Here is a 23,163-nt window from a genome sequence, read left to right as displayed (position 1 = left end):
GTTCGGCATTTGGGATATCCCATGTGACGGAGGGCTCGCTTAGTCTCATTTTCAAGGAGATAGGCACATGAAGCACGAACGCCTTGGCATCGAACTTTCCGGACGACCGCTCGGTTTTGCCGAGATGGTGACGATTGGTGCGGGCAAGGCTGCGATTTCGGCTTCGGCGACAGGCATGGCCCGCATCGCGATCGCCCGCGAGATCGTCGAGGATGCGATTGCCTCCGGCATGCCCGTCTACGGCTCGACGACAGGCGTCGGCGCCATGAAGGATGTGGAGTGGTCGGCCGACGAACTCGACACTTTCAATCTCGGCCTGGTGCGCGCCCATCATTTCGGCACCGGCACACCCTTTTCCTGCAACATCGTGCGCAATGCCATGGCGATCCGCATCAATACGGCGCTGACCGGCCAGGTCGGCTGCACGCCGGAGCTGATCGAGGCCTATATCCGGATGCTCGAGGCCGATCTCATCCCGGTCGTGCGCCGCACCGGCTCCATCGGCTGTGCGGATATCGGGCTGATGGGACAGATCGGCGCGGTGCTGACCGGCGTCGGCGAAGCGATCTACCGCGGCAACCGGATGCAGGCGGCCGAGGCCTTCCGGGCGGCCGGGCTGGAACCGATGCGGATGGCGCCGCGCGACAGCCTCGCCTCGCTCAGCATCAATGCAGTGAGCTTTGCCTCGGCGGCGGAAACAACGCGCAATGCCGCGGCCTCGATCCGCATCCTGCTGGCGACGGCGATGATGGCGGCCGGCGCGCTCGGCGCTTCCCGCGATCCCTGGAAGGCGGTCCGCCATGTCGGCACGGCGCGCGAAGCGCTGATCGGCGCCTGGCTCTGCAATGCCTCCGAGGAATGGAACTGGCCGGTCGCAACCCATGTGCAGGATCCGCTCAGCCTGCGCATGATCGCCCAGGTGTTCGGCGCGGTGATCGAAAACCTTTTGTCGACCGGCCACAAGATCCTTGCCGCCACCGGCCGCTCGGACGACAATCCCGTCGTCGTCGAGGGCCGGGTGATGACGTCGGGCGGTTCGCTGCCGCTCGATGTAACGATCCTGCTCGAATCGGCCGCGCTCTGCATGGCGCATGCGGCGCGCAACGCCTTCAATCGCTGCGTCATTCTCGGCAACGGCCAGCGGCGCGACCTGCCGGTCAATCTCGTGCCGCCGGGGCGGATCGCCACAGGTTTCGGGCCGATCATCAAGCTTGCCGGCGAGATCTTCTCGCGCGTGCTGTCGATGTCCAATCCTGTTTCGGCCCAGTCGCTGGTCGTCGCAGCCGGGTTGGAGGACGAGGCGGCCTTCCTGCCGCTCGTCATCGAGCGCTTCGACCGGCAGATGCGGGCGCTGAAACGCCTCGCAGCCCTCGAGGCGCTGCTGTCGGCTCAGGCGATCGACATACTCGGCGATGAACCGAAGGGTGTTGCCGCCATGCTCTACGAGGTCGTGCGCAAACATGCGGATTTCTATGTTGTCGACCGGCCGCTTTCGGCGGAAGTGGAGGCGATCGAGGAGGAGCTCGGTTCGGACGACTTCGTCTCGAAGCTGACCGAGCAGGTTCCGATCGCCTCCTTCGACGACTTCTTCGCCCTCGGCTCGCTGGAGCGTGTCGAAGAGCGGCTGACCCATCACGAGCCGGCAGCACTCTGATTTCAGTTTAGGGAGGAAGCGGCATGGACTTCGATCTCGTTCTGCAGGGCACGGTGGTGCTGCCGGACCGCATTCTTGAACAGGGCTATGTCGCCGTGCGCGACGGCAAGATCGCCGAGGTCGGCCTCGGCGTGCCGCCGGCGGGCCGCGAACGGCATTTGCTCGGAAAAGCGCTGATCCTGCCCGGCGCGATCGACGCGCAGGTGCATTCACTCTCGCAGAAGGACCAGGAGGATTTCATCTGGTCGACGCGTTCGGCGGCGGCCGGCGGCGTGACAACCCTCGTCGACATGCCCTATGACGAGGGCAATCTCGTCTGCTCGGCTGCGGCGCTACAGCGGAAGATCGACCATGCCGGCCCGCAGGCGCGCGTCGACTTCGCGCTTTACGGCACCATCGATCCGGAAGAAGGTCCGGCGCGGATCCCCGAGATGGTGGAGGCAGGCGTTGCCGCCTTCAAGTTTTCGACCTTCGGCACCGATCCCAAGCGCTTTCCGCGCATTCCGCCGGCCCTGCTCGACGCCTGCTTTGCCGCGATCGCGCCGACAGGGCTGACGGCGGGCGTGCACAATGAAGACGACGAGGCGGTGCGAACCTATATGGAGCAGGTGAAGGCGAGCGGCATCATCGACTGGCGGGCGCACGGCCTGTCGCGGCCTGCGATTACCGAGCTGCTGGCGATGCACACGATCTTCGAGACGGGTGCGGCCACCGGCTGCCCGGCGCATGTGGTGCACTGCTCGCTCGGGCGCGGCTACGATATCGCCCGCGCCTATCGCCGCGACGGATTTGCGGCAACGGTCGAATGCTGCATCCACTACCTGACGCTCGACGAGGAAAACGACGTGAAGCGCTTGGGCGGCAAGGCGAAGATCAATCCGCCGCTGCGGGCGCGCGCCGAGGTGGAGACGCTCTGGCGGAAGGTGGCCGAGGGTAATGTCTGGCTGGTCTCGACCGATCACGTCAGCTGGTCGGAAAACCGCAAGATCAATCCCGACATGCTCGCCAACGCATCCGGCGTTCCCGGCCTGGAGGTGATGGTGCCGCTGTTCGTCAAAGGCGCCAGCGAGCGCGGCATCCCCTTGACATGGGCGGCCCGGCTGATGGCGGAGAACCCGGCGAAGCATTTCCGGCTCGACCATGTCAAGGGCGCGCTGACACCGGGCAAGGACGCCGATATCACCGTGCTGGAGCCGCGCGACAGCGTCTATGATGCCGCCGCGAGCGGCAACAACGTCGTCGGCTGGAGCCCCTATAACGGCATCCGCCTGCCCTGGACCGTCTCGGCCACCTATCTGCGCGGCGAAAAGATCGCCGAGGGCGGAAAGGTGCTGGCCGAGCCCGGCACCGGCCGGTTCGTGCGGCCGCTGCCGCGCCAGGTCATTGCAGGAACTGCCGCATGAGCCGCAATCTTCCCGTCAATGCCGGCCGGATCGCTGGCGATATCGAGGCGCTGGCCGCAATGACCGAGCCGGGGCGTCCCTGGACGCGGCGGGCCTTCTCGCCGCTCTTCCTCGAGGGCCGGGCCTATATCGAAGCGCGGATGAAGGCGGCGGGACTGGAAACGCGGATCGATGCCGCCGGCAATCTGGTCGGCCGGCGGACCGGCCAGAAACCATGGCTCGGCACGATCATGATCGGCTCGCATTCCGACACCGTGCCGGACGGCGGCCGCTTCGACGGCATCGCCGGGGTGATCTCGGCGCTGGAGGTGGCGCGGGCGCTTGCTGAGCAGGATATCAAGCTCGATCACGATCTCGAAATCGTCGATTTCCTGGCCGAGGAGGTCAGCATCTTCGGCGTGTCCTGCATCGGCAGCCGCGGCATGACCGGCCAACTGCCGGAGGCCTGGCTTTCGCGCGTCAGCGACGGGCGCGACCTGGCCGAGGGCATCGCTGAGGTCGGCGGCAGGCCCGATGTGCTGATGCAGCAGAACAGGCCCGATATAGCAGGCTTTCTCGAGCTCCATATCGAGCAGGGTCCGGTGCTCGAAGCCGAGAGGCAGGATATCGGCATCGTCACCGCGATCTCGGGCATCACCCGGATCGAGATCACCGTCGAAGGGCGGGCCGACCATGCCGGCACGACGCCGATGGACCGACGGGCGGATGCGCTGGTGGCGGCATCGCAGCTGGTGCTCGACATCCGCAACGCCGCCGCAGAGCTTGCCAAAACGCCGGGGCATTTTGCAGCGACGGTCGGGGAATTCCGGATCGAGCCGAATGCCGCCAATGTCGTGCCGTCGAAGGTCACGCTGCTGATCGATGGGCGCGCGGAGATCCGCGCCGACATGGAGGCTTTCTGCCGCTGGCTCGACGGCCATGTCGAAAAGCTGGCAGGAGCCTACGGCGTGACGATCAAGACGCCGAACCGGGTTTCCGACAATCTGCCGACGCCAGGCGATGCCGGACTGCTGTCGATACTGGAGGCGGCCTGTGAGCGGGTCGGTGCAAAAAGCCGGCGCATGGCCTCAGGCGCGGGACACGATACGGCCTGGATCGCCAAGGTGGCGCCGGCGGCGATGATCTTCGTGCCCTGCCGGGAAGGCCGCAGCCATTCGGCCGACGAATGGGCCGAGAATGACGATATCGCCCTCGGCGCCGCCGTGCTGTTCGAAGCGGTGCGCGAGATGGACACGAGCTTGAGGTAGGAGAGGACCGATGGGACGCATACTCGTTGAGAAGGACGTGGAAGCTGCCGTCAAGGGCGGTTCCGTCTATGCCGCCGGCGGCGGCGGCTGGGCCGATCATGGACGGATGCTTGGGCTTGCCGCCGTCAATGTCGGCAAGCCGGAGCTGGTCTCGATCGACGAGTTGCAGGATGAGAACTGGATCGCCACCGCTGCCGCGATCGGCGCGCCGGCCTCCACCACCCCCTGGGAAATGCAGGGCATCGACTATGTGAAAGCGGTGCAATTGCTGCAGGAGGCGCTTGGGGAAAAGCTTTCCGGGCTGATCATCGGCCAGAACGGCAAATCCTCGACGCTGAACGGCTGGCTGCCGTCGGCCATCCTCGGCACCAAGGTGGTCGATGCGGTCGGCGACATCCGCGCGCATCCCACGGGCGACATGGGTTCGATCGGCATGGCCGGTTCGCCCGAGCAGATGATCCAGACCGCGGTCGGCGGCAATCGGGCGGAGAATCGCTATATCGAACTGGTGGTGAAGGGCGCGACGGCGAAGATCTCGCCGGTGCTGCGCGCCGCCGCCGATCAATCCGGCGGCTTCATCGCCAGCTGCCGCAATCCGCTGAGGGCTTCCTATGTCCGGAGCCATGCGGCGCTCGGTGGCATCTCAATGGCGCTGGCGCTCGGCGAGGCGATCATCGCGGCGGAGAAACGCGGCGGATCAGCTGTCATCGACGCGATCTGCAAGACGACGGGCGGACATATCCTTGCCGAGGGGATCATCAACCGCAAGGACGTCGTCTACACCAAGGAAGCCTTCGACATCGGCACGATCACCGTCGGCACGGGCGAAAAATCGGTGACGCTGCATGTGATGAACGAATATATGGCCGTGGACGATGCGGATGGCGGGCGGCTTGCCACTTTCCCGGCCGTCATCACCACGCTTTCGCCGGAGGGCGAACCGCTCAGCGTCGGCCAGCTTCAGGACGGCATGCACGTCTTCATTCTGCATGTGCCGATGGACATCATTCCGCTCTCGGCAAGCGTGCTCGATCCGACCGTCTATCCCGTCGTCGAAAAGGCGATGGGGATCGAGATCGCACGTTATGCGCTGGCAACGAAAGCCTGAGCCATGGCGCGCGATCCCGGTCTCGAAGAACTGATGCGCGAGGAACTCGGCGATCGGCCGGGCCTTACCGAAAAATCCATGTTCGGCGGCTGGGCCTTCATGCTGAACGGCAATCTCCTCTGCTGCGCGCGCCATGACGGCATGCTGATCCGTCTCGGCAAGGGCAATGACGGCTGGGCGCTGGCATTGCCAGGCGTGATCCAGATGCTGTCGGGCGAGCGGGTGATGCATGGCTGGGTGCGCGGTGGTGCCGAGGTTTACGGCGACGATGCCCTGAGACGGCGTTTGCTCGATGCGGCACTTGCCTATGTGGAATCGCTGCCGAGTAAGTGACGATCGAAGGCAGAGCAAAACGAGGAACCCACGATGCCGAAGGCCAATCCACGTCATCCGAAATTTCCGATTCCCGGCGGGCCGGAGCTGCGCGCCAAGGGCTGGCGGCAGGAGGCGCTGCTGCGGCTGCTCGAAAACGTGCTCTCCGTCGGCGAGGATCCCGACAACCTCATCGTCTATGCCGCGCTCGGCAAGGCGGCCCGCAACTGGGCGGCCCACAAAGGCATCGTCAAGGCGCTGACTGAAATGGACGAGGACCAGACGCTGCTTATCCAGTCCGGCAAGCCGATCGGGCTCGTTCGGACACATGCCAAGGCGCCGCTCGTCATCATGGCGAACTGCAATATCGTCGGGCAATGGGCAAAGGCCGAGGTGTTCTACGAGCTGCAGCGCAAGGGGCTGATCTGCTGGGGCGGGCTGACGGCCGGCGCCTGGCAATATATCGGCAGCCAGGGGGTCATCCAGGGCACCTACGAGATCTTCATGCGCATTGCCGAGCGGCGCTTCGGCGGCGATCTCAACGGCCGCTTCGTGCTGACCGCCGGCCTCGGCGGCATGGGCGGGGCGCAGCCGCTGGCCGGCCGCATGGCGGGGGCGGCAATCCTCTGCGTCGACATCGATCCGGAGCGCGCCCGCAAGCGACAGCAGGTCGGTTATCTCCAGGAAATCGCGCCTGATCTCGATACCGCCCTGCAGATGATCGATGCGGCAGTGAGGGAGAAACGGGCGCTGTCCGTCGGGCTGGTCGGCAATGCGGCGGAGGTCTATCCCGAAATCGCCCGGCGCGGCATCGTGCCCGACATCGTCACCGACCAGACCTCGGCGCATGACCTCGTCTATGGCTACGTGCCGAAAGGCATGAGCCTCGATCAGGTCAAGGGCCTGCGCGACGATGGCCAGGGGCAACTGATGGCGGCAAGCCGCGCCTCGATCGTCGAACATGTGACGGCGATGCTGGAATTCCAGAAGAAGGGTTCTGAAGTCTTCGACAACGGCAACCTGATCCGCACGCAGGCCAAGGAGGGCGGCGTTGCCAATGCCTTCGACATTCCGATCTTCACCGAAGCCTATCTCAGGCCGCTGTTTGCCCGGGCGATCGGCCCGTTCCGCTGGATGGCGCTATCGGGCGAGGAGAGCGATATCGCCCGGATCGATGACCTGCTGCTCGAGATGTTCCCCGACAACAAGATCATCACCAACTGGATCCGGCTGGCGCGCGAGCATGTGCCCTTCGAAGGGCTGCCGGCCCGCATCGCCTGGCTCGGCCACGGCGAACGCACGGCACTCGCGAGGCGCGTCAACACGCTGGTTGCGAGCGGCGAACTCAGAGGCCCGGTCGCCTTCTCCCGCGACCATCTCGATGCCGGCGCCATGGCGCACCCGAACATCATGACCGAGCGGATGAAGGACGGCTCCGACGCGATCGCCGACTGGCCGCTGATCGATGCGATGATGCTCTGCTCGTCGATGGCTGATCTCGTCGTCATTCATTCCGGCGGCGGCGGCTATGCCGGCTATATGACGAGCTGCGGCGTCACCGTCATCGCCGACGGCACGGATGCCGCCGACGAACGGCTCGACCGTGCGCTGACCAACGATACTGCGCTCGGCGTCATGCGGTATGCCGATGCCGGTTACGAGGAGGCGCTGGATGAAGTGGCGAAGAAAGACGTGCCCTATCTCCGGCTTGGCTGATGTGCGGGAGCAGACATCCAGACCCTTTCCAGAATTATCAGGCATCAGGCAATCAGATTGGAGACTTCGAGGAGATTGCCGTCGGGGTCTCTGAAATAGACCGAGCGCAGACGCCCGGTCGCTCCGGTGCGTTCGACCGGACCCTCTTCGATCGCAACGCCGGAGGCCTGCAGATGCGTGATGACATCGGCGAGCGTCGTCTCGGCGATGAAGCAGAGGTCGCCGGAGCCGGCTGTGGGATGACTCGCCTTGGGATCGAATTCGCGGCCGACTTGGTGCAGGTTGATCTTCTGCCGGCCGAATTTCAGCGCCTTGCGGCCTTCCGCGAAGGTTTCGACCGACATGCCGAGGATGCGGGCATAGAAATCGCAGGTGACGGCAATATCGGCGACGGTCAGCACCAGATGGTCGAGGCGGTCGATGCGGATCATGCTGTTCTCCTCGCGAGATGCTTTGCAAGACAGGCGGAGACAAAGGCCAGCGCCAGCATGGCAAGCGTGAAGATAACGACGGCGGTCCAGCCTTCAACCGCGAAGAACCAGCCGCCCGCCGAACCCATGAGGCTGGAGCCGACATAATAGGCGAGCATATAGAGCGACGAGGCGTGGCCTTTGGTGCCATGCGCCAGTCTGCCGACAAGACCGCTGGCAATGGAATGGCTCATGAAGAAGCCGGTGGTGAGCACGATGATGCCGAGGATGATGACCGGGAGCGAGGCGAACAGCGTCAGCGCGCTGCCGGCGGCGGTGAGTGCCAGACCGAAGAGAAGCACGGAAAAATGGCCGATCCGGTCTCCGAGGAGGCCGCCGATCGAGGAGGCGCCGATGCCGAAGAGATAGACGGTGAAGATCAGGCCGAGTTCGGTCTGGTTGAGGCCGTAAGGCGGCGCCACGAGGCGGAAGCCGGCATAGTTGTAGATCGTCACGAAGGAGCCCATCGCCAGGAAGGCGATGGCGAAGAGGAAGGGCAGCGCCGGACTGCTGAGATGGCCGCGCCAGGCCTTGGCATGGAAGTGCGGATCGAAGCCCGGCCGGCGGATGAAATTGCGTGACGGCGGCAGCAGGGCGATGAAGCCGATCGCGGCGGCAAGACCGACGGCGCCGATCAGAAAAAGCGCCGGACGCCAGCTGAGATATTCGGCGAAGATACCTGTCAGCACGCGGCCAGACATGCCGCCGAAGGCCGTGCCGGCGACATAGAGGCCCATGGTGGCGCCGAGGCCGCGCGGATCGATTTCCTCGGCGAGATAGGCCATGGCGACGGCCGGCACGCCGCCGAGAACGAGGCCCTGCAGGGCGCGGATGACAAGCAGCAGGTGCCAGCTCGGGGCAAAAGCGGTGGCAATGGTCAGCAATGCCGCGCCGACCAGCGATATCGACATCAGGCTGCGGCGGCCGAGACCTTCCGAGACGGCGGCGGCACAGACGATGGCGACCGCCAGGAAACCGGTGGAGAGGGAGAGCGACAGCGAGCTTTCGGCCGGGCTGACGGAGAATTGCTGCGAGAAGATCGGCAGCAGCGGCTGGACACAATAGAGCAGCGAGAAGGTGGAAAAACCGGAAAGGAAGAGCGCCAGGCTGGCGCGGCGATAGGCGCCGGTGCCACGGGTGAGATAGTGCTTCTGCCTTGGGGTCGCTGATATCTCGGAGGTCTTTAATACATGCGCTGACGTCGGCATCTCTTCATCCTTCCGGTCTCCGATCTAGTCAACGCCGCTCCATTTGTCCAATATATGAAACTGGCGATTTCGATATGTTTTGGAGATGACGATGGAGCTGCGGCACTTGCGATATTTCCTGGCGGTGGCGGAGGAATGCAATTTCACCCGTGCGGCCGCCAAGCTCGGCATCGGGCAGCCGCCGCTCAGCCAGCAGATCCGCGACCTGGAGAGGGAAGTGGGTGCGGCGCTGTTTCACCGCGTGCCGCACGGCGCCGAATTGACGGCGGCGGGCGCTGCCTTCCTCGGCGAGGCAAAGGCTTCGCTGGCGGCTGCCGAAAAGGCAAAGCTTGCGGCGCAAAGCGCCAATCGCGGCGAGACCGGCCGGCTGTCGCTCGGCTTCACCGCATCCTCCGCCTTCAACCCCGTGGTCAGCGCGACGATCCGACGATTTCGTGCCCGCTGGCCCGATGTCCGGCTGGCGCTGACGGAAATGAATACGCTGGCGCTGATGCAGAAGCTGGAAGGCGGCGAGCTCGACGCCGCCTTCATGCGCCCCAGCCTCGACGACCCCGCCGGCGTCCGGCTGCGGCGATTGCCGGATGAGCCGATGGTGATCGCCCTGCCCGCCAGCCATCCTCTGGCACGGCGCAGCAAACTGCCGCTTGCGGCACTGGCGGACGAACCCTTCATCCTCTTTCCCCGGCTCGTCGGCTTGAGCCTCTACGACGATGTCGTGCTGGCCTGCCGCAAGGCGGGATTCGAGCTGACCGTGGCCCAGGAGGCGCCGCAGATTTCCTCCGTCGTCAATCTGGTGGCGGCAGAGCTCGGCGTCTCGATCGTGCCGGCCTCGATTTCGCAGATCAGGCTCGAAGGCGTCGCCTACCGGCCGATCGAGGGGCCGCCGGCTGTGGCGCGCCTGGCGCTGGCAATGTTGAAGACACATCGCTCGCCGGTCACCGAGAACCTGATGAGCCTGCTGAGCTAAAGCGCGTCGCGATCCTTCAGATTCGCTCTTCGCGCTTTAGAGCCTTTCCGGGTTAGATTGCAGCATTCTGCCGGAGCAGGTTTTCGTCAGGGCAGAGGCGATTGGCGAAGGGCATACCTCTTGGTACGGTCGAGCCGATCGCCTTTGCCCTGGCGGAAAGATGCCCGGCCCTTCGGGTTGGCTGAAACGGGCCGGCTGATCGACCGGCCGGCTTGGCCGTAGAGCTGGGCTACGACGCGCGCCGGCCGGTCGACCATCCGACTCCGTTTGAGCCAACAGAATGCTGCAATCTAACCCGGAAAGGCTCTGGTCTTTGTTCTTGCTCATGTCGTTTTGCAAAAGCGCTGCACACTTTTGCGCGACATGCTCTAGCCCGCCGGATCCCAATAGGGCGGATCGCCAAAACTCTTCTTCAGGTGATCGGCGATGGCGCGGAGCTTGGCGGAGGGGTTTCGGCCCTCGGGATGGGCCATGTAGATGAATTCGGCCTCCGGCCTGTGACCGACATCGATTTCGGCAAGCCGGCCTTCGCGAATGGCGGGGCCGGCGATGAAGGCGGGCAGCAGCGCGATGCCGAGACCGGCAATGGCGGCGTCGCGGAGCATGTCGCCATTGTTGATGCCGAGCGCCAGTTTCGCGCGGACGACGACCGCGCCCTCCGGCGTTTGGAAGCGCCAGTCGGCAACGCCGCGATTGGTATAGAAGATTCCGCGATGGCCGTTGAGATCATCAAGCGACGACGGCACTCCCTGGCGCGCGAGATAATCCGGCGAGGCGCAGACAAGACGGCGGCTGCGCGCGAGCTTCCAGGCGACCAGCCTGTTATCGGCGATCGGACCGTTGCGGATGATGGCGTCGTAGCCGTCCGAAGCGGCATCGACACGTCGGTCGTCAATATCGAGGGTGAGTTCGATCTCGGGATGTTCGGCAAGGAAGGGATAGAGCGCCGGGCCGAGATGCATGCGGCCGAAGGTGACCGGAGCGGCGATGCGGATCGGGCCGGACAGGCTTCCGCGCCGCTCCGCCATATCGGCCGCAGCCTCCTCGATCTCGCGCACGATGCGCGCGGCACGCTCCAGGAAGACCGCGCCATCCTCCGTCAAACTCAGCTTGCGCGTCGTTCGGTGCAGCAGCACGCCGCCGAGCGACTTCTCCAGCTCGGCCAGCCTTTCGCTGACGACGGATTTCGACAGCCGCAGGCGCCGAGCCGCCTCGCTGACCGAGCCCGCCTCGACGACGGCGACGAAAGCCGTAATACCTTCGATCCTGATCATCGTTCGGCTTTTCCGAATTCGAGTTCCCCAATCTGGAGACTAATCCGAACGAGAGGAAAATGCCATCTTCCCTTCATCGAAAGAGACGGCAGGGGCCGCCTCACCTCAAGATCAGGAGATGGAACCATGAACCGCTTGAACAACAAGGTCGCGATCGTCACCGGCGCAAGCTCCGGCATCGGCCGCGCCACGGCAAAGCTCTTCGCCGCCGAAGGCGCCAGGATCGTCGTCGGTGCCCGCCGCGAGCGTGAACTCGACAGCTTGGTCGCGGAGATCAAGGCAGAGGGCGGCGAGGCCATCGCCATTGCCGGCGACGTGCGCTCGGAAGATTATCACAAGGCGCTGGTCGCGGCCGCCGTGACGCATTACGGCAAGCTCGACATCGCCTTCAACAATGCCGGCACGCTGGGCGAAGCCGGCCCGAGCACCGCCGTTTCCGAAGCAGGCTTCAGCGAGGCGCTGGCGATCAACCTGACGGCCTCCTTCCTCGCCGCCAAACACCAGATCGGCGCGATGGTGGAAAATGGCGGCGGCTCGGTGATCTTCACCTCGACCTTCGTCGGCTACAGCTTCGCCTTCCCGGGCGTTGCCGCCTATGCCGCCAGCAAATCCGGCCTGATCGGACTAACGCAGGCGCTTGCCGCCGAGTTCGGCCAGCAGGGCGTGCGGGTCAATGCCATCCTGCCGGGTGCTGTCGATACCGACATGTATCGGGACATGAACGATACGCCCGACAAACAGGCCTTCGTCACCAACCTGCATGCGCTGAAGCGCGTCGCAACTCCCGAAGAACTTGCCCGCTCGGTTCTCTACCTCGCCTCCGACGATGCGAGCTTCGTCACCGGCACGGCTTCGCTGGTCGACGGCGGCGCCTCGATCACCCGCACCTGACGAAAGCCAAGCGCGATGACCCGCTCCGGATTGTCGCGCCGCCTTTTCCGGAACATTCTCCCACTGACCCCGGGCCGCGGCCCCACATCCGATTGAAGGAACGCATCATGTCACGTCTTCCGAACAAGACAGCCCTCATCACCGGCGGCACCAGCGGCATCGGCATCGAAACCGCCCGTCAATTCATTGCCGAAGGCGCCCGTGTCGTCGTTACCGGCAGCAGTGCCGCAAGCGTCGAAGCCGCCCGTCGCGAACTCGGCGACCAAGCGATCGTCATCCAGGCCGATGCCGGCGATGCGGCCGGCCAAAAGGCCGTCGCCGATACCGTGAAAGAGGCTTTCGGCACGCTCGACATCCTCTTCGTCAATGCCGGTGTCGCCGAATTCGGGCCGCTGGAACAGTGGAGCGAAGCCGCCTTCGACAGGTCGGTAGCGATCAATGTCAAGGGGCCGTTCTTCCTGATCCAGTCGCTACTGCCGATCTTTTCGAAACAGGCCGCGATCGTGCTCAATACCTCGATCAACGCCCATATCGGCATGCCGAACTCCAGCGTCTATTCACTGACGAAGGGCGCATTGCTGACGCTTGCCAAGACCCTGTCGGGCGAACTCATCGGCCGCGGTATCCGGGTCAACGCCGTCAGCCCGGGGCCGATCGCCACGCCGCTCTACAGCAAGCTCGGGGCGTCGGAAGCCGATTCCAAGGCGATGACCGCGCAGATCCAGTCCCAAATCCCTGTCGGCCGCTTCGGGAGCCCCAGCGAAGTCGCGAAGACGATCATCTTTCTCGCCTCCGATGAGGCCGCCTATATCGTCGGCAGCGAACTCGTCATCGACGGCGGGATGAGCAACCTCTGACCCCACGAAAATGGCGGCTGACGTCCATGAACGGGGCAGCACCCGCCGACTGCGGCCGATGCCTGTCGCCGCGTGATTGCATGTTCTCCGCCAAAGGCTTAGGGTCGGGGCCGGTCAGAAAAGGCGACGGGTAGAAAAAGCCATGGCTCTCAGCGGAAAACGCATCCTCCTCATCATCTCCGGCGGCATCGCCGCCTATAAGAGCCTGGATCTGATCCGCCGGCTGCGCGAGCGCGGCGCCAGCGTGCGCCCGGTGATGACCCGCGGGGCGCAAGAATTCGTCACGCCGCTGGCCGTCGGTGCGCTGGCGGCGGACCATGTGTTCCTCGATCTGTTTTCGCGGCAGGACGAACAGGATATCGGTCATATCAGGCTGGCGCGCGACTGCGATCTCGTGCTGATCGCCCCTGCCACGGCCGATCTGATGGCGAAGATGGCGAACGGGCTTGCCGACGATCTTGCCTCGACCGTGCTGCTGGCAACCAACAGGCCGGTGCTTGCCGCACCGGCAATGAATCCGGCCATGTGGGCGCATCCGGCGACCCGGCGGAATGCCGCGATGCTCAGGGCCGACGGCATCCGCTTCGTCGGGCCGATGGCCGGCGAGATGGCGGAAAGCCGGGAGACGGGGCTCGGCCGGATGGCGGAGCCGCTGGAGATCGTGGCGGCCGCCGAAACCCTGCTCGACGACGGAGAAAAGCCGCTCAAGGGGCGCAAGGCAATCGTCACCTCAGGACCGACGCATGAGCCGATCGATCCGGTGCGTTACATCGCCAACCGCTCCTCCGGCCGGCAGGGGCATGCGATCGCCGCAGCCCTTGCAAAGCTCGGGGCGGAGGTGACGCTGGTATCGGGACCGGTGACGATCGCCGATCCGGTCGGCGTCAACGTCATCCACGTCGAGCGGGCCGAGGAAATGCGTGATGCGGTGCTTGCAGCGCTGCCGGCCGACGTCGCCGTGATGGTGGCGGCGGTAGCGGACTGGCGCGTCGCCTCGGCGGCAGACCAGAAGCTGAAGAAACATCCCGGCGAATCCATTCCGACGCTGGCGCTGACCGAAAATCCGGACATCCTGAAAACCGTCGGCCATCATACGATGCGGCCGAAGCTGGTCATCGGCTTTGCCGCCGAGACGCAGGACGTGGAAAGCAATGCGAAGGCGAAGCTCGAGAGGAAGGGCGCCGACATGATCGTCGCCAATGACGTCTCTCCCGCCACCGGGATCATGGGCGGCAGCCGCAACAGCGTCAAACTCGTTCGCCGCGACGGCGTCGAGCAATGGCCCGACCTGGCGAAGGAAGAGGTTGCCGAAAGGCTCGCGGCGCTGATCGCCCAGCGGCTCCGCTGATCGCGCGGCTCGGCTGACGTCGAGTGGCTCAGCTAATCGCGAGCGGCTCAGGCAGGAATAGCCAGGCGCTGCGGCTTGACCGCATTGCGCTTCTCCGGCCGGAAGTCGGCGACGTCGATGCCGTCTTTGCCGATGGTGACGGCGCTGCCGTCCGGAATTTCCGCCCAGGCGTCGACATCATCGTTCAACGGCTCGGAGACGAGGCAATAACCGGCGCTGACGGGTGAGGCATAGAGCGTCGGCGCCTTGCGATCGGTGGCATAACGGATCGCATAGAGCGTGCTGCCATCGGAGAAGGCAGCGGTAAAGCGCAGCAGGATCGAGCCGATGACACTTTCGGCAAGGTTCTCGACGACACCGATCATGTGAGCCATCGCGGCGACCGGCGCCTCGCGCAGACCGAACTGCAGCGCCAGCAGGAACATCAGTTCGGAATCGGTCGTGCCGCCGCGGGCATTGAACAGATCGTCGTCGAGCATCGCCTCCATCGGCCGGCGCAGCCGCTCGAAGCCGGAAATCTGGCCGTTATGCATGAAGGACCAGGTGTCATGGGTGAAGGGGTGGCAATTGTCGCGGCGCGTGCCGCCGCCGGTCGCAGCGCGGACATGGGCGAGAAAGAGCGGCGAACGGATCTGGCGCGCCAGGCTCTTCAGATTGCAATCCGACCAGGCCGGCAGGATATCGCGGTAGCGGCCGGGCTCGGGCCGGTCACCATACCAGGCGATGCCGAAGCCATCGCCATTGGTCGCCGTCTTGGCGCGGGTGGCGCAATGGGACTGCTCGATCAGGGAATGGGCAGGCGAGGATACCAGTTCCTCGAGATAGAGAGGGTCTCCACGATAGGCTGCCCAGCGACACATGGCTTTCTTGCTCCGGAACCCGCCGCCGCACCGGCGGGAATACTCTAAATTGTCTGATCTCGCGGCTAATAACAGCTTAACGCGCCGCCGGTTTGCAAGCGCAAGATGACAGTTTCGTGGCGTCCGGCATCTTCAAATTCTGCGAAACACTGTGTTCTCTCGTGAACATCCGCATTGCCCAGGGTTGCGTCCTATGTAGAATTTCTTCTTGCATCTGTGAAGAATCAGCCTAACTTTAAGTCATCAGCAACAGAACGAAAGGAAGGTGATCCAATGTCTAATGAGATTTCGGACCTCGTAACGGGCATGGAAGAGGTGAAGAAGGCGAGGCAGCCCTCGCTCTAATCCCCGCCTTCCTGGGGCTGCATAGACAGTCCAGGCCAGTTCGAGGCCAAACTCATGGAAAGGGTCGCTGAGGCGACCCTTTTTTAATGCCCGGATTTCAAATTGACGGAATTTCGAAATTCCATTACTCATAAAGTCATCGGATGACTTTATGAGTAATGGAATGCGGGCACTCAGCAAGACCAATCTCGCCGATGAGGCGATCGAGGCGATTCGCGGCGACATTCTCGGCAAACGCTGGGCGGTCGGCGAGAAACTGCCGAATGAAGCCTCGCTGTCAGCCATGCTGTCCGTCAGCCGCGGCACGGTGCGCGAGGCAGTGCGCGTTCTCGTCTCGCAAGGTTATCTCGAAACCCGCCAGGGCTCGGGAACTTATGTCCGTTCGACCCGCGATGCCGGCCGGCCGCTGACGATGGCACGGCGCGCCAGCCTGCGCGACCAGTTCGAGGCGCGATGCGCACTCGACGTCGAGGCAGCCCGTCTGACGGCGATCCGCAAGACCCCGGAAACGGTGGCCGAGCTGCGCAGGCTGCTTGCCGAACGCGGCAATTACGATGGCGGCAATCAGGCCGCCTTCATCGAACGCGACCTCGCCTTCCACAAGGCCGTCATCGCCGCTTCCGGCAACCGGGCGATGATCGAGATCTATGATTTCTTCTCGGCCTCGATTGCCGACACCATCGCGGCAACGCTCGGCAAGGATATTCCGGAACCCGATATGCAGGCGCATGCCAATATCGTCGACGCCATCGAGACCGGCGATGCCGACAAGGCGGACGCGGCGGTGCGCCGTTTCATGGCGCCGGTTCTTGCCGCACTCGACCGGATGATCCTGTCATGAACACGCCTTTCAACCATGCTGCCAGCACGCTCGAGGCGGCCGACGAACTGCTGATCGACGCCGAGACCGGCAGCCTTCCGCCGCCGCAGGCAATGTCGAAGCGGGGAGCTGCGGGTCGTTTCCTGCTCGGCGCATGCCTGGTGCTGATCGCCTTCAACCTGCGCCCGGTCTTTTCGAGCGCCTCGGCGCTGCTGCCGGAAATCCGCTCGGAGCTCGGCCTCAGCGCGCTGGGCGCCAGCCTGCTGACGACGCTTCCGGTCGTCTGCCTCGGCGCCTTTTCGCCGCTTGCGCCTCGTCTTGCCCAGCGCCTCGGGACTGAGCGCACGCTGCTCGGCGTTCTGCTGCTTCTCGCGCTCGGCACTGCATTGCGCGGACTTTCCTCGGTGCCGCTGCTCTTCATCGGCACGGCCCTTGCGGGCGCCTGTATCGCTGTCGGCAACGTGCTGCTGCCGGGGCTGGTGAAGCGGGATTTCGCCGGGCGCGCCGCGCTGATGACCGGTTTCTACACGATGGCGCTTTGCGCCGGTGCGGCAAGTGCGGCCGGGCTGACGCTGCCGATCGAGCATGGATTGGGCGGGTCTCTCGCGGGCGCGCTCGCCATCTGGGCGCTGCCCGCCCTGATCGTCAGCCTGCTCTGGCTGCCTGAGGTTCTTCGCAGCGGCCGGCAGGCAAGACGAAATGGCTTCCACGTCAAAGGCCTCTGGCGCGACCGGCTCGCCTGGCAGGTCACGCTGTTCATGGGGCTGCAATCGGCACTTGCCTATTGCGTCTTCGGCTGGCTGGTTCCGATCTTGCGCGAACGCGGACTCGACGGCGTCACCGCCGGGGCGATCGTTTCCCTGTCGGTGATGGTGCAGGCCGCATCCTGCCTGATCGTGCCGCATATCGCGGTGCGCGGCCGCGACCAGCGGCTGATCAATGCGAGCCTCTGCGGCGTCGCCGTCACCGCCCTGCTCGGCCTGCTCTTTGCGCCGCTGTCGACAGTCTGGCTGTGGGCAGTGCTGCAGGGCATCGGTCAGGGTGGGCTGATCGCGGCGGCCATGACGACGATCGTGCTGCGCTCGCGCGATCCCGATGTCGCCGCCCATCTTTCCGGCATGGCGCAATGCGTCGGTTACCTGCTTGCCGCCATCGGCCCACTCATCGTCGGTCTCATCCGCGGCTGGACCGGAAGTTTTTCCTGGTGCGCCGCCCTCTTCGTCGCGCTCGGGCTCGGCGCGGCGATCAACGGCTGGAAGGCCGGCCGGGCAATCGAAGTGAACGTCCATGCGGTCGAGAAGACAGGCTGAGCCGCACGCTCAGCTCACTCGTTCACCGGTTCGTTCATTGGTTCATTCACTGGCCCATCACCATCTCTTGATGCCCGTCGCCGGCCGCGGATGCTACGCTATCTCAGCCTCTCATTCCCATCGCCGGAGGAGACATCTTGCGCATCCGAACCCTGTTTCTGCTTGCCGCGCTTGCGGCAATGCTGGCCCCTGCCCTTTCTCATGCGCAGGAAAGCGGTCAGCCGAGGGCCAATATCCAGAGCGGCGCGCGCGACGGCGTGCTGAAGCTGCTGCCGGCCGATTCCGTCACCGAGCACGAGCTGACGATCGGCGGCCGGAAACTCGCCTATACCGCCACCGCCGGCACGCTTGAACTCTTCGGCCAGGACGGCGCGCAGACCGGCGCGATCTTCTACACTGCCTATGTCGCTGGGGATGGCGGGGCCAACCGGCCTCTGACCTTTGCCTTCAATGGTGGGCCGGGTGCGGCTTCCGCCTTCCTGCATCTTGGGTTGGTCGGGCCTGAAGTGCTCGATTTCGGGCCGGATGGACGCGACGGCGCCAATGCGAAACTCGTCGACAACAAGCAGAGCTGGCTCGATTTCACCGATCTCGTGCTGATCGATCCGATCGGCACGGGCTGGAGCCGGACGGTCAAGGCGGACGACGCCTCCAACTATTACAACGTCAATGCCGATGCTGAGAGCATCGCCAAGGCGATCGCGCTCTATGTCGCGCACAACAACCGCTCCAACTCGCCGAAATATCTTCTCGGTGAAAGCTATGGCGGCTTCCGCGCCGCCAAGGTCGCCTCGGCGCTGCAGGAAAGCCAAGGCATCATCGTCGCCGGCGCGGTGATGCTTTCTCCCTTGCTCGAAGGCCAGCTGATGTTCAATGCCGACCAGTTCGCGCTCGGCGCAGCCCTCGAACTGCCGTCTTTGGCGGCCGCCGAACTCGACCGGCATAAGGCTTTCGACGAAGAGACGCAGAAGCAGGCCGAGACCTTCGCGCTCGGCGACTATCTGACGACGCTGGCCGGACCGCCGCCGACGGGCGCCGAGGCCGCCGCCTTCTATGGCAGGGTCGCCAAGCTGACGGGCATTCCCGAGGATATTGTCACCCGCAACCGCGGCTTCCTCGGCAATTCCTTCGTCAAACATTCCGACGCGGGCAGCGGCGAGGTGATGAGCGCCTACGACGCCTCCTTTGCAGCTCCCGATCCCTATCCGGAATCGGACTACGATCGCGGCAACGACGCCATCCTCGATGGCTTCACCCGCGCCTATGGCGGCGCCTTTGCCGACTATGCCCGCAACCAACTCGGCTTCAGGACGGAGATGACCTATACGCTGCTCGAAGGCGATATCAGCCGGCGCTGGGAATGGGGCGGAGGACGCAGCGGCGGATCCCGCCTCCAGGCCAGCGCCACCGACGACATCCGGCAGCTGCTCGCCTCGAACCCGGCATTCCATCTGCTGATCGCGCATGGCTACAGCGATCTGGTGACGCCCTACAGCGTCAGCCGCTATGTCGTCGATCATCTGCCGCCGTCGCTCGCCGGCGGCCGCGTCGGGCTGAAACTTTATCGCGGCGGCCATATGTTCTATACCAAAGCCGATCAGCGGGCCGCCTTCACGGCCGATGCCAAGGCCTTCTATGCCACACGGCCAGGCGCGCAGCCGGCGGACTGAGGCGTGGGGCGATCTTTCAGGTTCGCCTGCCACGCTTTGGTTCTTTGTTTATCGCATCTCATGATCGCAAAACCGCAGTACATTTTTGCGCGACATGCTTTGAGGAAGTAACCGATGCATATCACCGGGGGATGCCATTGCGGCGCAATCCGCTATAAGGCGGAGATCGATCCGGAGCGGATTTCGATCTGCCATTGCACCGATTGCCAGCGGCTGACCGGCTCGGCCTATCGCGTCACCGCACCGGCGCGGCCGGACAGTTTGACGCTCCTGTCGGGCGAACCGAGAGGCTACGCAAAATATGGCGACAGCGGCGGTCTCAGCCGGCAATTCTTCTGCCCGAATTGCGGATCGCCGCTTTACCGCACCGACGGCGAAGGCGGCGCGATCGGCATCCGCGTCGGCAGCATCGACCAGCGGCGGGAACTGACGCCCAAGAAACAGATATGGTGCCGCTCGGCCCTGGCAGGGGTGGAGAATATCGAGCACCTGCCGCGCTTCGAGGGCGAGGATTAAAGCGGCAGGACGCTTAGCCGGGAAACCAGAGCGCCTGTCTATCCCGGCCGCGGCATATCAGGCCAGCTGTCGGTGACGCCGGCCTGGACCGGACGTTCCAGATAGGTGGAAAGGGCGATATAGCTGCGGGTGCCGGTGACACCGGGAACGGCATGGATCTGCGCCAGAAAAGCCTCCAAGTCCTGCGGGCTCGCCGTGCGGACCTTGAAGAGAACGCTGGCATCGCCGGCGACCGAATGCATCTCCTCGACCTCGGGAAACCGCAGGACCTGCATCAGCCGCTCGCTCTTGCCCCAGCCGGCCGCCTCCACATGCACGAAAGCAAGCAACGGTTTGCCAAGCGCGGCGCCATCCAGCGCGGCATGCACGCCTTTGATCGCGCCGGATTGCCGGAGACGGCGCACGCGCTCATGCACGGCCGGCGCCGACAGGCCGACCGCTTCGCCAAGCCTAGCATAACTCTGGCTGCTGTCGGTGGCGAGCGCCGCTAATATTTTTCGGTCGAAGACATCGATGGCCGGCTGCCGTGCACGTCTTTGCCGAAGATCCTCTGTATTTTTCGCCATTCGGTAAAATCCCCTTCTTGCCGAAAAATAATCGTCAATACTGGCATTCTTCAACAGAATATTAGGGGAGGCAAATCGCATGCAGATGATCGAGCGCAATCCGGCAAGCGGGATCTATCCGGCGAGCCCCGACTACATCCATGCGCTGGAGGTCAGGCATCCCACGCGGCTGCTCTTCGTCAGCGGCACGATGGGTCTCGATCAAGAGGGAATGGCGGGCGTCGACCTGGACGGGCAATTGGAGCTCATCTGGTCCAATCTGCGCACCATCCTCGCCTCGGCTGATATGACCGTCGACAATATCGTGCGGCTGACGAGCTATCTGCGCGACGGTGCCTTTGTGGAGGCGAACCAGAATGCCCGCCTTCGGGCACTTGGCGGCCGCGCCGTACCGACCACAGCCATCATCGTCGAAACGCTCAGCGACGACTGGCTGGTCGAAATCGAGATCGTCGCTGCCGGCTGATTGAACATTGGCCATCGCACCCGAAGATGCGATGGCCATGGTTTTCAGGCCGCCTGTTTCAACAGGCCGAGCGCCTCGGCCAGATCGACCTCGCCGCGGAAACCGCCGCTGCTTTTCGCCTCCTGCCGATGCTCGATCGCATGGGCAAAACGCACGGCCGGCTCCTGCTGCATGCGCTCATAGAGACGGTGCAGGCCAGGAAACTGTCGGCGGTCGACGACCTTGTGGAAATCGTTCCAGCGAGCGATCCCGACGAAATAGGCATCCGCCAGGCTCGGCCCGTTGCCGAGAAGCCATTCACGCGCATCGAGCAGACGCTCCAGCGTCTGATGCGCCTTTTCGACCGCTGCGATGCCATAGGCGGTGAGGGCCTGCTTTTGCTGCGGCTCCAGCGGGTGTTCGAACGCATACCAGAGCGGGCCGAAGGCCTTGAAGAAGGTGGTGTTGAGAAAGGCGAGCATCTGGTTCAGACGATCGAAATCCTCCGACCCCTGCGCAAAGCCCAGACCGTTGCCGATCGCTCGAGCGCCGATATGGTGGAGGATCGCCATGCTTTCGCTGATCGTCCTGCCATCCTCGAGCAGCAGCGACGGCGTTTCGCCGACTGCGTTGATCCTGACGTAGTCATCGGTGGAGACCATTTCCGGCATCTCGACGCGGCAGAGCCGATAAGGCAGGCCCGACCATTCCAGTGCGACGATCGAGCCGAAGGAGCAGCCTTCCGGCACGCCGTAAAACAATATGGGTGACATCAATCGTTCCTTTCAGAATTGACCCGTTTTTGACATGATCAATGTGCTGATGTGGACGATCTTGCGATAGAGGCTATAAATGCATCGCAATGTCTACATTGATGGAAGATGATCATGGCGCTTTTCAACCTCAACGATCTTCATCTCTTCGTGCAGGCCGTCGACAGCGGCAGTTTTACCGCCGCGGCCAGGCATCTCGGCATTCCGAAATCGACGGTGAGCAAACGGGTTGCCGAGCTGGAGGGGCGCCTCGGCGTCCGGCTGATCCAGCGCACGTCGCGCAGCTTCGCGCTGACCGAGCTCGGCCGGGAATTCTTTCAGCATGCCCAGGCCTCGATCATCGAGGCGGAGATGGCCGAGGGCATCGTGCGGCGGCATCTGGCCGAACCGGCCGGCAGCGTTCGTCTCACCGCCTCGGTGCCGACGGCGCAGTTTACCCTGACGGAACATCTGCCGGCGCTGGCGGCACGCTATCCGAAGCTCCGGCTTTCCGTGCATGTAACCGACCGCTTCGTCGATATCGTGCAGGAAGGCTTCGATATAGCGCTGCGCAGCCACCGCGGGCCGCTGCCGGATTCGGCGCTGGTGCAGCGCAAGCTCGCCAGCCACCCTTTCCTCATTCTCGCTTCGCCGGATTATATCAGCACGCACGGGCAACCGCACCGGCCGGAGGAACTGGCGGAGCACGCAACGATCATGACCAGCCTGACCGAAAATCAGTGGCGGCTCTACACCGATCACGGCGATGAGGCGCTGGTCTCGCTGCAATCCGTCATGGCGGCGGATGAGCCCTATGTCCTGATGGAAACGGCCGCTGCCGGGCTTGGCATTACCTGCCTGCCGACATCCGTCTGCCGGAAGGCGCTGGCAGACGGGCGGCTGGTGCGGGTGCTGCCGGAATGGACGGCTGGCAGTATCGAGACGACGATCCTGATGCCGCACCGGCGCGGCCAGCTGCCGGCAGTGCGCGCCGTCGTCGATTTCCTGGCGGAACAGCTCGGCGGCTAGAGCCGCTTCGCACTTTTCCTGGGATTGCCGTGATCTTTTATCCTTCCGCAATCCCGGACGGAAAACCGTTTCACACTTTTCCTGGGATTGCTTTGGCGATCACGCCGCCTTGGCGGCGTGATATTCCTTGATGGCGACCATCTTGAGCGCCGGATAACGCTCGGACTCATAAAGCAGCGAGAAACCGTCCTACGCGAGGAACACAGACCGCCGACGAGCCGTCTTCCGGCGAGACTGTAAGTCGCTGCTCGCTCCCGAGGTCACTTTAGCTTCTTCTTATCCCAACTTACCTTTCTTATCACAACCAGAAGACTGTCTTGTGTTTTCGACTATCCGTGACGCCGCGGGTACTCGGCAGATACGGATGCGATGTATTCCGCCGTGAACACACAGAA

At 64.2% G+C, this 23,163-nt stretch carries 22 protein-coding genes; 16 read left to right on the top strand and 6 right to left on the bottom strand.

Features of this window, described 5'->3' with window-relative positions:
• Positions 1-67 precede the first annotated feature (67 nt).
• From FHT69_RS24740 to FHT69_RS24715, 6 genes are read left to right on the top strand one after another with little or no spacing between them, the layout of a single operon-like run.
• Entirely contained in the window at positions 68-1,654 is a 1,587-nt protein-coding gene (locus FHT69_RS24740; protein WP_097543222.1) for an aromatic amino acid lyase, read from the top strand.
• Positions 1,655-1,677: 23 nt separating this feature from the next.
• On the top strand, positions 1,678-3,057 hold the full coding sequence (locus FHT69_RS24735; protein ID WP_183906104.1) for a dihydroorotase family protein: 1,380 nt from the start codon (positions 1,678-1,680) through the stop codon (positions 3,055-3,057).
• The gene (locus FHT69_RS24730; RefSeq protein ID WP_097543220.1) at positions 3,054-4,304 is read left to right on the top strand and encodes a Zn-dependent hydrolase; all 1,251 of its coding nucleotides are present in this window, start codon (positions 3,054-3,056) and stop codon (positions 4,302-4,304) included. The genes FHT69_RS24735 and FHT69_RS24730 overlap by 4 nt, the downstream gene beginning before the upstream one ends.
• A gap of 10 nt (positions 4,305-4,314) precedes the next feature.
• Complete coding sequence (locus FHT69_RS24725) at positions 4,315-5,412, top strand: DUF917 domain-containing protein (RefSeq protein WP_168332467.1); 1,098 nt, start codon at positions 4,315-4,317, stop codon at positions 5,410-5,412.
• Positions 5,413-5,415: 3 nt separating this feature from the next.
• Positions 5,416-5,745: a TfoX/Sxy family protein gene (locus FHT69_RS24720; protein WP_097543218.1), complete on the top strand. Its 330-nt coding sequence runs from the start codon at positions 5,416-5,418 to the stop codon at positions 5,743-5,745.
• Positions 5,746-5,778: 33 nt separating this feature from the next.
• Complete coding sequence (locus FHT69_RS24715; protein ID WP_097631021.1) at positions 5,779-7,440, top strand: urocanate hydratase; 1,662 nt, start codon at positions 5,779-5,781, stop codon at positions 7,438-7,440.
• A gap of 44 nt (positions 7,441-7,484) precedes the next feature.
• Here the strand turns inward: FHT69_RS24715 and FHT69_RS24710 are convergent, their stop codons facing one another.
• Both FHT69_RS24710 and FHT69_RS24705 read right to left on the bottom strand, forming a co-directional pair.
• Positions 7,485-7,871, bottom strand: coding sequence for a VOC family protein (locus FHT69_RS24710; protein WP_183906103.1), 387 nt, complete (start codon positions 7,869-7,871; stop codon positions 7,485-7,487).
• Positions 7,868-9,118, bottom strand: a complete 1,251-nt coding sequence (locus tag FHT69_RS24705) for an MFS transporter (RefSeq protein WP_183906102.1) — start codon at positions 9,116-9,118, stop codon at positions 7,868-7,870. Before FHT69_RS24705 ends, FHT69_RS24710 begins: the two co-directional genes overlap by 4 nt.
• Before the next feature lie 91 nt (positions 9,119-9,209).
• Here FHT69_RS24705 and FHT69_RS24700 point away from each other — a divergent pair, with 91 nt between their 5' ends.
• Positions 9,210-10,085: a LysR family transcriptional regulator gene (locus tag FHT69_RS24700; protein ID WP_097543215.1), complete on the top strand. Its 876-nt coding sequence runs from the start codon at positions 9,210-9,212 to the stop codon at positions 10,083-10,085.
• 368 nt (positions 10,086-10,453) lie between these two features.
• Here FHT69_RS24700 and FHT69_RS24695 read toward each other — a convergent pair whose 3' ends face one another.
• Entirely contained in the window at positions 10,454-11,359 is a 906-nt protein-coding gene (locus tag FHT69_RS24695) for a LysR family transcriptional regulator (protein WP_183906101.1), read from the bottom strand.
• Positions 11,360-11,485: 126 nt separating this feature from the next.
• Here FHT69_RS24695 and FHT69_RS24690 point away from each other — a divergent pair, with 126 nt between their 5' ends.
• The 3 genes from FHT69_RS24690 (at position 11,486) to coaBC (ending at position 14,455) form a co-directional block, all read left to right on the top strand.
• Positions 11,486-12,250, top strand: a complete 765-nt coding sequence (locus FHT69_RS24690; RefSeq protein WP_025570545.1) for an SDR family oxidoreductase — start codon at positions 11,486-11,488, stop codon at positions 12,248-12,250.
• Between the two features lie 107 nt (positions 12,251-12,357).
• Positions 12,358-13,107, top strand: a complete 750-nt coding sequence (locus FHT69_RS24685; RefSeq protein ID WP_063474791.1) for an SDR family oxidoreductase — start codon at positions 12,358-12,360, stop codon at positions 13,105-13,107.
• Positions 13,108-13,249: 142 nt separating this feature from the next.
• On the top strand, positions 13,250-14,455 hold the full coding sequence (gene coaBC / locus FHT69_RS24680; RefSeq protein ID WP_025570540.1) for a bifunctional phosphopantothenoylcysteine decarboxylase/phosphopantothenate--cysteine ligase CoaBC: 1,206 nt from the start codon (positions 13,250-13,252) through the stop codon (positions 14,453-14,455).
• Between the two features lie 47 nt (positions 14,456-14,502).
• On the opposite strand, the gene FHT69_RS24675 is transcribed toward coaBC, so the two are convergent.
• The gene (locus FHT69_RS24675) at positions 14,503-15,315 is read right to left on the bottom strand and encodes a class II glutamine amidotransferase (RefSeq protein WP_063474792.1); all 813 of its coding nucleotides are present in this window, start codon (positions 15,313-15,315) and stop codon (positions 14,503-14,505) included.
• Between the two features lie 508 nt (positions 15,316-15,823).
• On the opposite strand from FHT69_RS24675, the gene FHT69_RS24670 reads away from it, so the two are divergent.
• The 4 genes from FHT69_RS24670 to FHT69_RS24655 all read left to right on the top strand — a co-directional run bounded on the left by FHT69_RS24670 (position 15,824) and on the right by FHT69_RS24655 (position 19,976).
• Positions 15,824-16,501 (top strand): FadR/GntR family transcriptional regulator, encoded by a 678-nt coding sequence (locus FHT69_RS24670; protein ID WP_063474793.1) that lies wholly within the window; start codon positions 15,824-15,826, stop codon positions 16,499-16,501.
• Entirely contained in the window at positions 16,498-17,790 is a 1,293-nt protein-coding gene (locus FHT69_RS24665; RefSeq protein WP_097631018.1) for a CynX/NimT family MFS transporter, read from the top strand. Before FHT69_RS24670 ends, FHT69_RS24665 begins: the two co-directional genes overlap by 4 nt.
• Positions 17,791-17,927: 137 nt before the next feature.
• The gene (locus FHT69_RS24660) at positions 17,928-19,460 is read left to right on the top strand and encodes a S10 family peptidase (protein ID WP_183906100.1); all 1,533 of its coding nucleotides are present in this window, start codon (positions 17,928-17,930) and stop codon (positions 19,458-19,460) included.
• A gap of 114 nt (positions 19,461-19,574) precedes the next feature.
• Complete coding sequence (locus FHT69_RS24655; protein ID WP_183906099.1) at positions 19,575-19,976, top strand: GFA family protein; 402 nt, start codon at positions 19,575-19,577, stop codon at positions 19,974-19,976.
• A gap of 38 nt (positions 19,977-20,014) precedes the next feature.
• Here the strand turns inward: FHT69_RS24655 and FHT69_RS24650 are convergent, their stop codons facing one another.
• Positions 20,015-20,596, bottom strand: a complete 582-nt coding sequence (locus FHT69_RS24650; protein WP_183906161.1) for an Lrp/AsnC family transcriptional regulator — start codon at positions 20,594-20,596, stop codon at positions 20,015-20,017.
• A gap of 25 nt (positions 20,597-20,621) precedes the next feature.
• Here FHT69_RS24650 and FHT69_RS24645 point away from each other — a divergent pair, with 25 nt between their 5' ends.
• Positions 20,622-21,008 carry a RidA family protein gene (locus FHT69_RS24645; RefSeq protein ID WP_063474796.1) on the top strand — a complete coding sequence of 129 codons (387 nt, stop codon included), beginning with the start codon at positions 20,622-20,624 and terminating at the stop codon, positions 21,006-21,008.
• A gap of 44 nt (positions 21,009-21,052) precedes the next feature.
• Here the strand turns inward: FHT69_RS24645 and FHT69_RS24640 are convergent, their stop codons facing one another.
• Positions 21,053-21,760, bottom strand: a complete 708-nt coding sequence (locus tag FHT69_RS24640) for a glutathione S-transferase family protein (RefSeq protein WP_183906098.1) — start codon at positions 21,758-21,760, stop codon at positions 21,053-21,055.
• Positions 21,761-21,874: 114 nt separating this feature from the next.
• Between FHT69_RS24640 and FHT69_RS24635 the strand changes: the two genes are divergently transcribed.
• Positions 21,875-22,768: a LysR substrate-binding domain-containing protein gene (locus FHT69_RS24635; RefSeq protein ID WP_183906097.1), complete on the top strand. Its 894-nt coding sequence runs from the start codon at positions 21,875-21,877 to the stop codon at positions 22,766-22,768.
• The last annotated feature ends 395 nt before the right edge of the window (positions 22,769-23,163 follow it).

The sequence above is a fragment of the Rhizobium sp. BK008 genome (assembly GCF_014197345.1).
Taxonomy (GTDB): Bacteria; Pseudomonadota; Alphaproteobacteria; order Rhizobiales; family Rhizobiaceae; genus Rhizobium; species Rhizobium anhuiense.
Note: the sequence above shows the minus strand (reverse complement) of the source record. Positions and strands in the feature narration are given on the sequence as shown.

Coding starts and splice junctions, on each gene's coding strand:
- FHT69_RS24720 (WP_097543218.1), top strand. CDS start 5,416: ATGGCGCGCGATCCCGGTCTCGAAGAACTGATGCGCGAGGAACTCGGC.
- FHT69_RS24635 (WP_183906097.1), top strand. CDS start 21,875: ATGGCGCTTTTCAACCTCAACGATCTTCATCTCTTCGTGCAGGCCGTC.
- FHT69_RS24705 (WP_183906102.1), bottom strand. CDS start 9,118: ATGCCGACGTCAGCGCATGTATTAAAGACCTCCGAGATATCAGCGACC.
- FHT69_RS24670 (WP_063474793.1), top strand. CDS start 15,824: ATGCGGGCACTCAGCAAGACCAATCTCGCCGATGAGGCGATCGAGGCG.
- FHT69_RS24640 (WP_183906098.1), bottom strand. CDS start 21,760: ATGTCACCCATATTGTTTTACGGCGTGCCGGAAGGCTGCTCCTTCGGC.
- FHT69_RS24655 (WP_183906099.1), top strand. CDS start 19,575: ATGCATATCACCGGGGGATGCCATTGCGGCGCAATCCGCTATAAGGCG.
- FHT69_RS24685 (WP_063474791.1), top strand. CDS start 12,358: ATGTCACGTCTTCCGAACAAGACAGCCCTCATCACCGGCGGCACCAGC.
- FHT69_RS24665 (WP_097631018.1), top strand. CDS start 16,498: ATGAACACGCCTTTCAACCATGCTGCCAGCACGCTCGAGGCGGCCGAC.
- FHT69_RS24700 (WP_097543215.1), top strand. CDS start 9,210: ATGGAGCTGCGGCACTTGCGATATTTCCTGGCGGTGGCGGAGGAATGC.
- FHT69_RS24690 (WP_025570545.1), top strand. CDS start 11,486: ATGAACCGCTTGAACAACAAGGTCGCGATCGTCACCGGCGCAAGCTCC.
- FHT69_RS24725 (WP_168332467.1), top strand. CDS start 4,315: ATGGGACGCATACTCGTTGAGAAGGACGTGGAAGCTGCCGTCAAGGGC.
- FHT69_RS24740 (WP_097543222.1), top strand. CDS start 68: ATGAAGCACGAACGCCTTGGCATCGAACTTTCCGGACGACCGCTCGGT.
- FHT69_RS24710 (WP_183906103.1), bottom strand. CDS start 7,871: ATGATCCGCATCGACCGCCTCGACCATCTGGTGCTGACCGTCGCCGAT.
- FHT69_RS24695 (WP_183906101.1), bottom strand. CDS start 11,359: ATGATCAGGATCGAAGGTATTACGGCTTTCGTCGCCGTCGTCGAGGCG.
- coaBC (WP_025570540.1), top strand. CDS start 13,250: ATGGCTCTCAGCGGAAAACGCATCCTCCTCATCATCTCCGGCGGCATC.
- FHT69_RS24645 (WP_063474796.1), top strand. CDS start 20,622: ATGCAGATGATCGAGCGCAATCCGGCAAGCGGGATCTATCCGGCGAGC.
- FHT69_RS24735 (WP_183906104.1), top strand. CDS start 1,678: ATGGACTTCGATCTCGTTCTGCAGGGCACGGTGGTGCTGCCGGACCGC.
- FHT69_RS24675 (WP_063474792.1), bottom strand. CDS start 15,315: ATGTGTCGCTGGGCAGCCTATCGTGGAGACCCTCTCTATCTCGAGGAA.
- FHT69_RS24730 (WP_097543220.1), top strand. CDS start 3,054: ATGAGCCGCAATCTTCCCGTCAATGCCGGCCGGATCGCTGGCGATATC.
- FHT69_RS24715 (WP_097631021.1), top strand. CDS start 5,779: ATGCCGAAGGCCAATCCACGTCATCCGAAATTTCCGATTCCCGGCGGG.